Genomic DNA, 14,355 nt, shown 5'->3' on the forward strand with positions numbered 1-14,355 from the left:
TGTTCCGCCAAATTGTTACTCACCGATACTCGGACTGATATCCCGGCTGATTGGATTGTTCTCGTATTTCGTTTCGCTGATAAGACAGAGGTGATTAAGGGGGAGGATCGCTCCAATCTTGATGTGCCTTGTCTCAGTTCTGACTCAGCATATGTCATGTACACCTCTGGTTTGACCGGCACGCCAAAAGGAGTGATAGTGCCTCATCGTGCTGTGGTCCGGTTGGTCATCAATAATGGCTATGCTGAAATTGAGTCGGATGATCAGGTTGCTTTTGCGGCTAATCCGGCTTTCGACGCTAGCACGTTAGAAGTTTGGGGGGCTTTGCTTAACGGTGCCACACTGGTGGTTGTCGATCACGCTACGTTGCTGACACCATCGGATTTTGCACTGGCTTTGCACAGATATCGAATTAATATCCTGTGGTTGAGTGTCGGGTTGTTTAACCAGATAGCCGAAGAATTATCCATGGTTCTCCCACAAATCAAGATACTGATTGTTGGGGGTGATGTTCTTGATCCGCATGTAATTGCCCAGGTATTGCATAATAATCCACCGCAACAACTGTTGAATGGTTACGGACCGAGTGAGGGAACCACCTTTACCACAACATATCGCATCACTGCGTTACCGGTGGGTGCGACCAATATCCCCATAGGCCGACCAATCGGCAATACGCGAGTTTATCTGTTGGATGTTTACGGTCAGCCGGTACCGTTGGGGGTGGTCGGTGAGATTTATATTGGTGGAGATGGAGTAGCCCGAGGTTATCTCAATCGTCCTGAATTGACGGCTGAACGTTTCCTGGCAGATCCATTTAGTCATAAATCGGATGCCCTGATGTATCGCTCTGGGGATTTGGCCCGTTACTTGCCAGATGGTAATCTGGAATTCTTGGGCCGTAGTGACCAGCAGATCAAAATCCGCGGTTTCCGCATTGAACTGGGAGAAATTGAAACCCGATTAATCGAATACCCGGTGGTACAAGAGGCGGCGGTACTGGCGCTGAATGACGGTCGGGATAAACGGCTGGTCGCCTACGTGGTGGCGGAAGCTCACGAGGGGCTGGCGGCTGGCCTGCGTGCTCACCTGACTGCTATTTTGCCGGATTATATGGTGCCGACGGCTTTTGTGCGTCTGGATGCGTTTCCATTGACCCCGAATGGTAAATTGGACCGCCGGGCGTTTCCGGTACCGAAGGCGCAAGACCTTGCCCGCCAGATTTATGAGGCCCCGCAAGGGGAAATGGAAATAGCGCTGGCGGCTATTTGGCATGAGTTATTGGGGATTGAACAGATTGGCCGGCATGACAATTTCTTTGCCTTGGGGGGCCACTCGCTGCTCGTCGTGCGGATGATTGAGTGCCTGCTGCGTGTTGGTCTGAGTATATCGGTACAAACGTTGTTCCAGTATCCAACCCTCCGTGTTCTGGCCCAGTCTCTGGTTCAGCATGATAAAATCCCGGTACCTGATAACCGCATTACACCGGATACGACGGTGCTGACGCCGGAGATGTTGCCACTGATTGATTTGACTCAACCTGACATTGACCACATCGTCGGACAGGTACCGGGAGGGATCAGTAATATTCAGGATATCTATGCGCTGTCGCCGTTGCAGGACGGTATTTTGTTCCACCATATGCTGGAGAAGGACGGTGATCCGTATCTGTTAATCAGCCAGGTGGTTTTTGCTGACCGGGCGCTGTTGGATCGTTATTTGGCCGCGATTCAACAGACCATTGATCGGCACGATATCTTACGTACCGTTTTTATCTGGCAGGGATTGTCAGTGCCAGCACAGGTGGTCTGGCGTCAGGCCCCGTTATTAGTTACAGAATTGACGCTGGACCCGGCTGATGGCCCGGTCTGTGAGCAACTGGCTCAACGTTTTAATCCCCGCTATTATCGTCTTGGCTTGAGTCAGGCGCCTCTGCTGCGTTTTGTGGTGGCGCAGGAGACCGATGGCCGCTGGTTTTTGCTGGAATTGCACCATCACCTGATTGGCGACCATACCACGTTGGAAGTGATGAATCGTGAAGTACAGGCCTGTCTTTCAGGTCAAGAGGACAGCCTGCCTGCACCAATGCCATTCCGTAATCTGGTGGCGCAGGCTCGGTTGGGTGTCAGTCAGGAAGAGCATACTCATTTCTTTACCGACATGCTGGCGGCGGTGGCGGAGCCGACGTTACCGTTCGGGCTGACGGAGGTACACCGTGATGGGTCACAGGTGACGGAATACCACCGGATGTTGACGAGTACACTGAATGACCGTTTGCGTCGTCAGGCGAGACATCTGGGCGTCAGTCTGGCGGCCTTGTGTCATCTAGCTTGGGCGCAGGTGTTGGCGTGTACCAGTGGTCAGAAGAATGTTGTGTTTGGTACGGTGCTGTTTGGTCGTATGCAGGTGGGGGACGGCGCTGATAGCGGCATGGGGTTGTTTATTAATACCTTGCCGTTACGGCTGGATATTGATGAGACCCCAGTACGGGATAGCGTGCAGGCTGCCCATACCCGACTGGCCGGATTATTAGCCCATGAGCATGCTTCACTGACGCTGGCCCAGCGTTGCAGTGGTGTATCGGGTGAGATCCCGCTCTTTAGTAGTCTGTTGAACTATCGGCATAATGCTTTGCCGGCAACGACGAATGAGCTTATCAGCGGTATTGAATTTATTGATGGACAGGAGCGGACTAACTATCCATTTGTGCTGTCGGTGGAGGATTTTGGTGACGCATTGGGGCTAACGGCTCAAATTGTCCAGCCGTTTAATCCGGAAAGGATATGCGGTTATATGCAACAGGCGCTGGAGAGTTTGGTAGCGGCGCTTGAGCAGGCCCCGGAGATCCCGGTACGGGCACTCAACATCCTGCCGGAAACGGAACGCTCGTTGTTGTTGGAAACTTGGAACGCCACAGCAACCTCGTATCCTGAACAGCGATGTATCCATCAATTATTTGAACAACAGGCGGAGAAAACGCCGGGGGCTATAGCGCTCATCGCGGGAGATCAAACGCTGAGTTATGCTGAATTGAATGCTCGCGCTAATCGGTTAGCCCGTCAACTGATCGCACAAAGCGTTTGCCCGCATGAACATGTAGCAATTTTGTTAGTGAGATCGGTGGAGCTGGTGGTGGCTCAGTTGGCTGTTCTCAAAGCCGGGGCTATTTACGTGCCTGTTGATACCCGCGTGCCGGACGAGCGGAAAAATTGGCTAATAAACGATTGTTCGGCCAAATTGCTGCTCACTGATGCGTGGATGGATATTCCGGTTGATTTGACTGTGCCGCTGTTTCGTTTCTCAAGTGACATGGGCACTATCAGGGAGGAGGATGGCCTTAATCCTGAATTGCCGCATTCCAGCGCTGAACCGGCGTATGTTATGTATACCTCCGGCTCGACCGGGATACCCAAAGGGGTGGTGGTGCCGCATCGTGCTGTGGTCCGGCTGGTTATCAATAATGACTATGCTGAAGTGGGGCCAGATGATCGGGTTGCTTTTACCGCTAATCCGGTTTTCGATGCCAGCACATTTGAAGTCTGGGCTCCGTTGCTTAATGGTGCCACACTGGTGGTTATTGATTACGCTACCTTGCTAACACCACCGGATTTTGCACTGGCTTTGCACAGGTATCAAATTAATATCCTATGGTCGAGTGTGGGATTATTTAATCAGCTGGTAGCGGAATTATCCCCGGTTCTCCCGCAGATAAAAATCCTGATTGTCGGGGGTGATGTTCTTGATCCGCATGTGATTGCCCAGGTACTGCATAATAATCCACCGCAACAACTGTTGAATGGCTACGGGCCTAGTGAGGGAACCACCTTTACTACGACATATCCTATTACTGAGTTGCCAGTAGGAACGATCAAGATCCCCATTGGGCGGCCAATCGCTAATACGCGAGTTTATTTATTGGATGCTTACGGTCAGCCGGTACCGTTGGGGGTGGCCGGTGAGATTTATATTGGTGGAGACGGGGTTGCCTGTGGGTATCTGAACCGGCCTGAGTTGACGGCTGAACGTTTCCTGGTCGATCCATTTAGTAATAAACCGGCTGCCCGGATGTATCGTTCTGGGGATTTAGCCCGTTACTTGCCGGATGGTAATCTGGAATTCCTGGGCCGTAGTGACCAGCAGGTCAAAATCCGTGGTTTCCGTATTGAACTGGGAGAAATTGAATCACGATTAATAAAGCATCCTGCGGTAAGTGAAGCACGGGTATTGGCGTTGGGTGACGGTCAGGATAAGCGTTTAGTTGCCTATGTGGTAGCGGAAGCAGATGACGGGTTGGCTGCTATATTGCGTGAACATCTGAGTGATATTTTGCCTGATTACATGGTACCGGTGGCTTTTGTACGTCTGGATGCCTTCCCGCTAACCCCGAACGGCAAGTTGGATCGCCGGTTGCTGCCGGTGCCAGGCGAGGCAGCCTTTGCCCGTCAGGTTCATGAAGCCCCGCAAGGGGAAACAGAAGTTGCGCTGGCCGTTATCTGGTGTGAAGTCTTGGGCATTGAACAGATTAGTCGGCATGATAATTTCTTTGCTTTGGGCGGCCATTCGTTGTTGGCAGTGCGAATGATGAACCGGATAGCGGCGTTAGGTATCGAACTGCCATTGAGCACGTTGTTTGAGTCCCCCGTTTTAATGGCTTTTGCTGAGGCAATGTGTACCCGGTTTAATGAACAACGTAAGAGATTACCTGTCATTCAGCCGGTATCTCGTGAGGGTGTATTGCCGCTGTCATTCGCTCAACAGCGTCTGTGGTTCCTTGCTCAGTTTGAGGGGGTCAGTGATACCTATCATATTCTGATGGCATTGCGCCTGTATGGTCAGTTGAATATCGTTGCCTGGAAGCAGGCGCTCGACACGTTATTTGCCCGTCATGAAGCGTTACGTTCTGTTTTCGTCTCTGTTGACGGTCAGCCACAAGTGCAATTGTTGGCTGCAAACAACGGGTTACCGTTGTCTCAGTATGACCTGCGTGGGATACCGGATGCTGAAGCTATGCTTGAACACCTCAGTATCGGGGAAGCTCGTACGTCATTTGACCTCAGTCATGGCCCGCTTATCCGAGCTGCGCTTATCCGGCTTACGGATGACGAATACCGGTTCTTGCTTACCCAGCATCATATTGTGTCGGATGGCTGGTCTGTAGGCGTGCTGATCCGTGAACTGAGCATGCTCTATACGGCTTTCCTAGCGGGGCAGTGTGATCCATTGCTACCGCTGGCGATTCAGTATCCAGATTACGCTGCCTGGCAACGTCAGTGGCTGTCAGCTGAACGGGCCCTGGCTCAATCGGATTATTGGCGTATCACACTGACTGACGCACCAGTACTGCTTGATTTACCAACCGATCGGCCACGCCCGCTTCAGCAGTCGTTTGCGGGGCATGTTGTGCCCATCGTTCTGGATACGGAATTAACGACAGCGCTTAAACGTTTGAGCGAGCAGCAAGGCGTTACATTATTTATGACGCTGTTGTCAGCCTGGGCAACGGTCCTGTTACGCTTATCAGGTCAAGAGGATGTGGTTATCGGTACCCCGAGTGCGGGCCGAAGTTGTCAGGAGGTGGAATCGCTAATCGGTTTCTTTGTCAATACGTTGGCTTTGCGTATTGATTTATCGGGTGCGCCAAATGTAATTGAGTTGCTGGCGCGTGTGCGGCAAACCGCTTTGGCGGCGCAGGCGCATCAGGACTTGCCGTTTGAACAGGTAGTAGAAATCGTCCAGCCACCGCGCAGATTGGCACATACCCCGTTATTCCAGGTGATGTTTGCCTGGCAGAGCAATGAGAGCCCGGCATGGGAACTGCCTGAGTTGGCTGTCTCGCCTGTTGATACTGTTTTTGACACAGTTAAGTTTGATCTGGAACTAGAACTGTCTGAAGAGGAAGGCCGGATTGTTGGTGCGCTGGGTTATGCTACGGCCCTGTTTGAACAATCAACCATCGAGCGTTATGTGGGGTATTTGCACGCGGTATTGCAAGCGATGGTGGCTGATGCTGAACAGCGGGTTGGGGAGATTGATATTCTGGCACTGACGGAGCGCAGATTGTTGCTGGAAACCTGGAACGCGACGGAGACTACTTATCCTCACCAGCTATGTATTCATCAATTATTTGAACAACAGGCTAGGAAAACGCCAGATGCGACAGCACTAGTGTATGAAGATCAGACTCTAAGCTATGCCGAATTGAATGCTCATGCTAACCGGCTAGCGCATCAACTGATTGAATTGGGTGTCGTGCCAGACCAGCGAGTGGCGATTTGCGTGTCGCGCTCACCCGCAATGGTGGTGGGATTGATGGCGGTACTGAAAGCGGGGGGAGCTTATGTGCCATTGGACCCAGATTACCCTAGCGAACGTTTGGTGCACATTTTGGCTGATTCTTTACCGGCTATTTTACTGGCTGATGTTGCTGGGCGTACAGCGTTAGGTGAGAACGCACTTACCGCGCTAATAGTGCTTGATCCGAATATATTGTTAGACCAACCGGACAACAATCCGCAGATATCTGAATTAACCTCACGACATTTGGCGTATGTGATTTACACCTCCGGTTCTACTGGTATTCCGAAAGGGGTAATGATTGAGCATCGTGGTGTAATTAATCTTGTGTTGGCACAAATTACCCGTCTGAACATTCGTGTAACCAGTCGGATGCTGCAATTTGCTTCATTTAATTTTGATGCCAGTGTTTGGGAAATAATGATAGCACTGGGTGGGGGGGCTAGCCTGGTTATCCCTGCCAATACGGTTCGTCAGGATCCTCGTCGTCTCTGGCATTATCTGGAGGAACAGGCAGTGACGCACGCTTGTTTGACACCGGCCCTACTTCGTGATGGTACTGATTTACCAGAGATAGCGATAAAACCGACATTGGTACTGGCAGGTGAAGCGCCCAGTGCGGCGCTGCTCCAGGCTCTGTGTGGTCGGGTAAATTTGTTCAATGCTTATGGTCCGACGGAAACCACGGTTTGTGCTACGACTTGGCATTGTTCGCCAGACTATACAGATGAATTGGTCCCGATTGGGCAGCCAATGGCCAATATGCGTGTTTATTTGTTGGACGTTAAAGGTCAGCCAGTGCCATTGGGGGTAGTGGGAGAATTATATCTCGGTGGTGTTGGTGTGGCCCGCGGCTATTTCAACCGTCCTGAATTGACGATTGAACGCTTCCTTGGCGATCCGTTTAGTGATGCGCCCGATGCGCGAATGTATCGTACCGGGGATTTGGCCCGTTATCTGCCGGACGGCAATCTGGTGTTTGTTGGTCGTAATGATCAACAGGTTAAAATCCGGGGTTTCCGTATTGAGCCGGGAGAAATCGAAGCACGATTAATAAAGCATCCTGCGGTAAGTGAAGCACGGGTATTGGCGTTGGGTGACGGTCAGGATAAGCGTTTAGTTGCCTATGTGGTAGCGGAAGCAGATGACGGGTTGGCTGCTATATTGCGTGAACATCTGAGTGATATTTTGCCTGATTACATGGTACCTGCGGCTTTTGTTCGTCTGGATGCTTTCCCGTTGACCCCTAACGGTAAGTTGGACCGTCAGGCATTGCCGGCACCGGAAGAGGATGCTTTTGCCCGTCAGCATTATGAAGCGCCGCAGGGGGAGATAGAAACTGTACTGGGGGCTATCTGGCAGGAGTTACTGGGGATTGCGCAGATCAGCCGGCATGATAATTTCTTTGCCTTGGGTGGCCATTCGCTGATGGCGGTACGTGTGATGAATCGGATAGCGGCTTTAGGCATTGAACTACCGTTAAGTACGTTGTTTGTATCTCCTTCTTTGGCTGCTTTTGCTGAGGAGATATATGCCCGGTTTGATAAAACGGGCACTAGACTCCCCGCCATTATACCGATATCCCGTGAGGGGACGTTGCCGTTGTCATTCGCTCAACAGCGTTTATGGTTTCTTGCCCAGCTTGACAACTCAAACTCAGGTAGCAGTTATCATATGCCGATGGCGTTACGTCTATCTGGCTCACTTAATGAGACCGCCTGGCAGCGGGCGCTCGATACACTGTTTGCCCGTCATGAAGCATTGCGTTCGGTGTTCGTCTCCATTGACGGCCAGCCTCAGGTACGATTACTGATGCCGGATAGTGGATTGCCGTTGTCTCAACATGATCTGCGCGGGATATCCGCTGCGGGTGCGGTACTGGAACGCTTGAGTATTGAGGAAGTCTGTACGCCATTTGATCTGAGCCGTGGTCCGCTAATCCGTGCCAGCCTTATTCGGCTCACAGACGATGAATACCAGTTCCTGCTCACCCAGCATCACATTGTGTCAGATGGTTGGTCTGTAGGCATATTGATGCGTGAGTTAAGTGCTCTCTATACAGCTTTTTCGGTAGGACAACCTGACCCATTACCGCCATTGGCGATTCAATATCCTGATTATGCCGCCTGGCAACGTCAGTGGCTGTTGGCTGAGCGAGTTCAGATTCAATCTGACTATTGGCGTACCATGCTGACTGAGGCGCCAATTTTGCTTGATTTGCCAACCGATAGACCACGTCCCTCTCAACAATCGTCGGCGGGGAATGTTGTTCCCATTGATCTGGATGCGGAATTAACGACATCTCTTAAGCGCCTGAGCGAACAGCAGGGTGTCACGTTATTCATGACACTATTGTCAGCCTGGGCGACGGTCCTGTCGCGCCTGTCAGGTCAGGAGGATGTAGTGATTGGCACACCGAGTGCGGGCCGTAGCCGCCAGGAAGTAGAATCGTTGATCGGTTTCTTTGTCAATACACTGGCTTTGCGTATCGACTTATCAGGTGCGCCGAATGTGACTGAATTGCTTACGCGTGTGCGACAAACCGCGCTGGCGGCACAGGAACATCAGGATCTGCCATTTGAACAAGTGGTGGAGATTGTACAGCCGCCACGCAGACTGGCGCATACCCCGTTGTTCCAGGTGATGTTTGCCTGGCAGAACAATGAGAACGCAGAATGGCGATTGCCGGGGCTGGCGGTTTCATCAGCCGATCAACGCTTTGATACGGTCAGATTTGATCTTGAACTGAATCTGTTTGAGGAGGGAGGCAGGATTGTGGGGGCTTTGAGTTATGCCTCCGCCCTGTTTGATCAGCAGACAATTGAGCGGCATGTGGGGTATCTACATGCCGTATTGCAAGCGATGGTGGCTGACTCTCAACAGCGGATCGGGGAAATTGATATTTTGGCGTCGGCAGAGCGCAGGTTGTTGCTGGCAACCTGGAATGCTACGGAAATAGCCTATCCTGACCTGTTGTGCATTCACCAATTATTTGAACAGAAGGTCGAAAAAACACCAGATGCAACGGCACTAGTACATGAAGATCAGACTCTTAACTATGCTGAACTGAATGCCCGTGCTAACCGGCTGGCGCATCAACTGATTGCGCTGGGTGTGGTACCGGATCAGCGGGTGGCGATTTGCGTGGCGCGCTCACCGGCGATGGTGGTGGGATTATTAGCGGTGTTGAAAGCAGGAGGGGCTTATGTGCCGCTGGACCCGGATTACCCTAGTGAACGCTTGGTGTATATTTTGGCGGATGCCTTACCGGTTATTTTACTGGCTGATGTTACTGGGCGTACAGCGCTAGGTGAGAACGTGCTTACCGGGCTGACGGTATTTGATCCGAATACATTGCCGGACCAGCCGGACAGCAATCCGCAGATATCTGAATTAACTTCGCGGCATTTGGCGTATGTGATTTACACCTCCGGCTCGACCGGCACGCCGAAAGGGGTGATGGTTGAACATAGGCAGTTGGTGAATCAAATTACTGCGTTGAATACGAAATGGTTGTTCAATGCGTCTGACCGTCTATTGCAGTTTTGCAACCTTTCTTTTGATGTTTGTGCATCAGAAATATTTTGTGCAATAACGCAGGGTTCAGCAATCGTCTTGAGGACAAATCAATGGACGTTCAGTGCACAGGAATTCTGGCGTTTGTGTGAATCTTACAAAATTACCTACATTGCAATACCCGCCCAATTCTGGCGGATAATATCTAAGGTGAGTCAAGATGACATCTATCAGGGTTTAAGGATTATTTGTATTGGTGGAGAAGCGATATCTGATCAGGCGTTAGAGAGCTGGTTATCGGTTCACGGTGAATCCCCTGTCTTGGCAAATTGTTATGGTCCTACAGAAGCGACGATTACTACAACGATATCCTGTCTAAATGAAATGGCAAGACAAGCCAGTATTATTGGCCGTCCACTCCAAAATATGCGAATTTACTTGCTGGATATTTACGGCCAGCCGGTGCCACTGGGGGTGACAGGCGAAATTTATATTGGCGGGGCGGGTATTGCCCGCGGTTACCTCAATCGGCCTGACCTGACTGTCGAATATTTTGTTGCAGATCCATTTAGCGATGAGCCTGATGCTCATATGTATAAAACAGGAGATTTAGGCCGTTATCTGCCAGATGGTAATTTGGTATTCCTTGGCCGCAATGATCAGCAGGTTAAAATTCGGGGCTTTCGGATTGAGCTGGGTGAAATTGAAGTTCGCCTGACAGAACATCCTGCGGTACGTGAGGCTATTGTGCTGGTGCAGGACGATGGGGAAGATAAACGGCTGGTGGCTTATGTGGTGGCCCAGGCGAATGATAGGCTGGTTAACAGCTTGCGTGAACACTTAAATGCTTTGCTGCCTGATTATATGGTGCCTGGTGCCTTTGTGCATCTGGATGCTTTTCCTCTAACCCCGAACGGCAAGCTGGATCGTCAGGCATTACCGGTACCGGACGAAAAAGCGGTTGCTCGTCAGGTTTACGCTACACCGCGTGGGGAAATAGAAACCGCATTGGCAGCGATTTGGTGTGAATTACTGGGGGTTGAACGAGTCAGTCGACATGACAACTTTTTCGCACTGGGCGGTCACTCACTGCTTGCCATGCGAATGATAAATCTTGCTGCCGGTCAGGGTTTAATTTGTACATTGAATGCCTTGTTCCAATGCCCTGTATTGTCCGAATTAGCAGCAAAAATTACCTCAGATCTGTTGTCTCATTCGCAAAGCAGTGCTATAGAGGTGCGATCTGGTGGAACAGAGCTGCCGTTGTTTTTTGTGCCCAGTGGGATAGAAGACTATTCTTATGTTTTTGGGTTGGCTCAACATATCCGGTCAGACTATCCGATTTATGCAGTGTCGTGGCCTCCCATAAGTGAAGGGCCGACGTTGACTATGGAAGAGCGGGCGACCAGAATGCTCACCTTGATGAAAGCGGTGCAACCAGTAGGCCCGTACCGGATATGCGGTTACTCTTCTGGTGGGATATTGGCTTATGCCATTGCTGAACAGTTGTTGAATACTGGTGAGACGGTGAATTTCTTGGGATTGATTGATACGCCGGCTCCTCATTATATCAGGGGGCAGTCTGTGCAACCCAAACATCAGTTCCTTGATGAGTTAGCAAGGCAATCTGGGGAGGAGCGTACAGAAGAAGTCGCTGCATTATACCGGCGAATTGATGAGCTAAACTTGGTGCAATTTATTGAAGCAGCACAGGAGTTGGCTTTATATCCCGCCAATCTGCGCCCTGATTTAATCGCAAAGAATTGGGAGCGGATAGAGTGTTATGCGCAAATAGTCAGAGAATATGACCCACAGGTATTAGCGATAACGTTGCATCAGTTTTATGCGATAGAGCCTCCCCTCTCTAGTCCTTTCATTACGGATGAAAGACCTAAGCCTTTAATCATGGATCCATCATTAGGTTGGGCGCAAATAATGCCTGACTCTTCACTTCAGTTGATTGCTATTCCGGGTAATCATTCCAGTTTGATGGAGGATAATGAGAATAGAATCGCTTTAGCTCAGGCTTTGAATAGGGCGTTGCCAATCAATTATGATGAGGAGGTTTTGTAATACTGATATATTAAAAAGTACTCAATTATTGCGTTTTAATGTAATAATCCGGTATACATTTTATTATACCGGATTTTTTCCATACACCCATCATCACACCAATCATCGGTTATCGGGGTTTGGGGTGAGTAGATCATACCGTCCTTCGTAATCAAATGAGCTGCGAAAATTTTGAAAAGCTTTATATGCTTGGTTACCATAGATCGTAAGAGTCCGGTTACCTCACCTTGACAAAAAAAGCGATTTTAAGCAAAGCGATTCTCAGACCAGGGCAGCAGCTCATTCAACCGATTGTTCGGCCAGACAGGCAGCCGGCTGAGGACATCACGTAACCAGACCCAGGGCTCATGTCCGTTGGCTTTGGCCGTTTCCAGCAGGCTCATTATCATGGCGGCACGTTGCCCTGCGCAGAGCGAGCCCGCAAAAAGCCAGTTCTTTCGCCCGAGCGCCACACCCCGGACCGCATTCTCCGCCCGGTTGTTGTCTATCGGTACCCGGCCGTCATCCAGATAACACACCAGCGCCGGCCAGCGCTTCAGCGTGTAATCTATCGCTTTGCGTAACCCAGAGTGGGGGGCCGTTTGGGTCTGCGTCGTCTGCAACCAGGACCGGAACTCATTCAGCCACGGCCGGGTATAACGCTGTCGCCACTGACGCCGTTTATCCGGCGGCCGGTGTTTGATTTTTCGCTCCAGCTTGTACAGGTCACGAATGCCATCCAGCGCCTGTTTCGCTACCGGACTTTGGCTCGCTTTGTATTGGTCAAAGAATTTGCGGCGGGCGTGAGCCCGGCAACCCGCTTCGGTGATATCCGCCCGGGCATGCAGCGCGTTGTAACCGGCATAATCATCCGTCACCAACGTGCCGCCCGACCACTCTTTCAGCAGGCTCTGGGCATAACGGCCACTGCGGCCGGGATGCAGCTCATAGTACACGACTGCGGGCCAGGTATCGGGGCCGGTGACAGACGTCCACAGGTAAGCCCGCTGGGTCTGGCCTTTTCCCGGAGCCAGTATCGGCAACGGGGTCTCATCGGCATGCAGCACCGGGGACGTCAGCAGCGTCTGCTTCAGGGCATCGGCCAGCGGTTGCAATGCCACCGCCACCTGCCCCACCCAGTCCGACAGGGTGCTGCGGGCCAGGGTTACACCGCTGCGGGCATAGATTTGCTGCTGACGGTAGAGCGGCAGGTGGTCACGATATTTGGCGACCACCACCTGAGCCAGCAACCCCGGCTCCGGAAGGCCCTTTTCAATCAGATGGGCGGGCTGGGCTTTGGCATGAATTCGCTGGCAGGCCGCGCAGCTGTACTGCGGACAGACATAACGCCGGACAACAAACGTCGCGGGGCGATATTCCAGTCGCTCACTGATTTCATCACGCAAAAAGCGCAGGGCATGACCGCAATCCGGGCAGCTCTCCGTCTCCGGCGCCAGCCGGATATCTTCACGGGGTAATGTCGCCGGCAAAGGCTGACGTTTAGGCTGGGCCGGGGTCGCGTTTTCCCTGATATGCAGGCGTGACAGCCGGGTTTCCAGCACCGCGATATCGGTATCGGCATCTTCCTCAAACTGACTGCGTTTGGGACCGGCCGGCAGGGTTTCACTGTGCGCGCCAAAACGCCAGCGTTGCGCCTGTTTCAGGGCCTCTTCCAGCTGGCGAATATAATCACATTGTTGCTGAAGCAGCGCCAGTGCCCGCAGGCGGAACTGGCCGGGGTCATCCAGCGCGATTAAGTCATTGAGCGTCATGCCGACAGTGTACCGGATAATTCCCCGTCGTTATCCGGTAAAAGTGTGACCGGGATAGCGGAATTAGCTTCGCCAGCCGGACAGGTCATCTCCCTCGACCTGTTGCCAGTGGATGCCGCGGATGAGCCAGTCAAACTGGGCGGGCGTCATCACCCAGCTGCGCTCGCCCTGCTTCGGCCAGACAAAATGGGCCCGATGCAGACGGCGGGTACACAGCCAGACGCCGTGTCGGTCCCAGCGCAACACCTTGAGGCGGGAGCGGGCCTTGTTGCAGAAGACAAAAGCGGCTTCGTCCTGCCAGCGCAAATTCAGTCCCTCGAGGTGTTGGGTCAGGGCATCAATGCCCCGGCGCATGTCGACGGGCTCTCGCACCAGAAAGAGCTGTTGCGGTTTCAGCATCGGGCCAGTACCCGCATCACGTCAGGCAACAGCGTCAATGGACAGGCGATGGCATACCCGTCTGGGGTATGCAGGGTGACGGTGCGCGCGTCGTCAGGCTGGAGTGAAACCGGCAAGATGGCGGGCAGTGTCTGGCTGAGAGGTTGGCGTATGTTGTTACTGTCGGCAATCCAGTCGCGGAAAGAGGAAAAACTCAGCTGATGCTGTTCGCAATACTGTTTTCGGGTCAGGTCACTGTGGCGCCATTGGGTCACATGTTGCTGTTTTTGTTCCGGGGTATATCGGCTACGGCTCATGGTGTCAGTCTCCAGGTGAAGATAAG

General features: G+C 52.0%; 4 protein-coding genes (1 of these 4 running past the window's edge). 1 reads left to right on the forward strand and 3 read right to left on the reverse strand.

Features of this window, described 5'->3' with window-relative positions; genetic code table 11:
• A protein-coding gene (locus ACGF49_RS02000; RefSeq protein WP_387489280.1) for a non-ribosomal peptide synthase/polyketide synthase crosses the window boundary here: on the forward strand, positions 1–11,883 show its 3' portion. Its footprint begins 17,217 nt before the window's first position; the window shows 11,883 of its 29,100 coding nt (coding positions 17,218–29,100); the start codon falls outside the window, past its left edge; its stop codon occupies positions 11,881–11,883.
• Between the two features lie 245 nt (positions 11,884–12,128).
• On the opposite strand, the gene tnpC is transcribed toward ACGF49_RS02000, so the two are convergent.
• The 3 genes from tnpC to tnpA form a co-directional block, all read right to left on the reverse strand.
• Positions 12,129–13,634: an IS66 family transposase gene (gene tnpC / locus ACGF49_RS02005; protein ID WP_387489283.1), complete on the reverse strand. Its 1,506-nt coding sequence runs from the start codon at positions 13,632–13,634 to the stop codon at positions 12,129–12,131.
• A 63-nt stretch (positions 13,635–13,697) separates the two neighbouring features.
• Positions 13,698–14,033, reverse strand: a complete 336-nt coding sequence (gene tnpB, locus ACGF49_RS02010) for an IS66 family insertion sequence element accessory protein TnpB (protein WP_071881012.1) — start codon at positions 14,031–14,033, stop codon at positions 13,698–13,700.
• Positions 14,027–14,329 (reverse strand): IS66 family insertion sequence element accessory protein TnpA, encoded by a 303-nt coding sequence (tnpA, locus tag ACGF49_RS02015; RefSeq protein WP_387489287.1) that lies wholly within the window; start codon positions 14,327–14,329, stop codon positions 14,027–14,029. The genes tnpB and tnpA overlap by 7 nt, the downstream gene beginning before the upstream one ends.
• Positions 14,330–14,355: the final 26 nt, after the last annotated feature.

This window comes from Photorhabdus sp. RM96S, assembly GCF_042879335.1.
Lineage (GTDB): Bacteria > Pseudomonadota > Gammaproteobacteria > Enterobacterales > Enterobacteriaceae > Photorhabdus > Photorhabdus kayaii.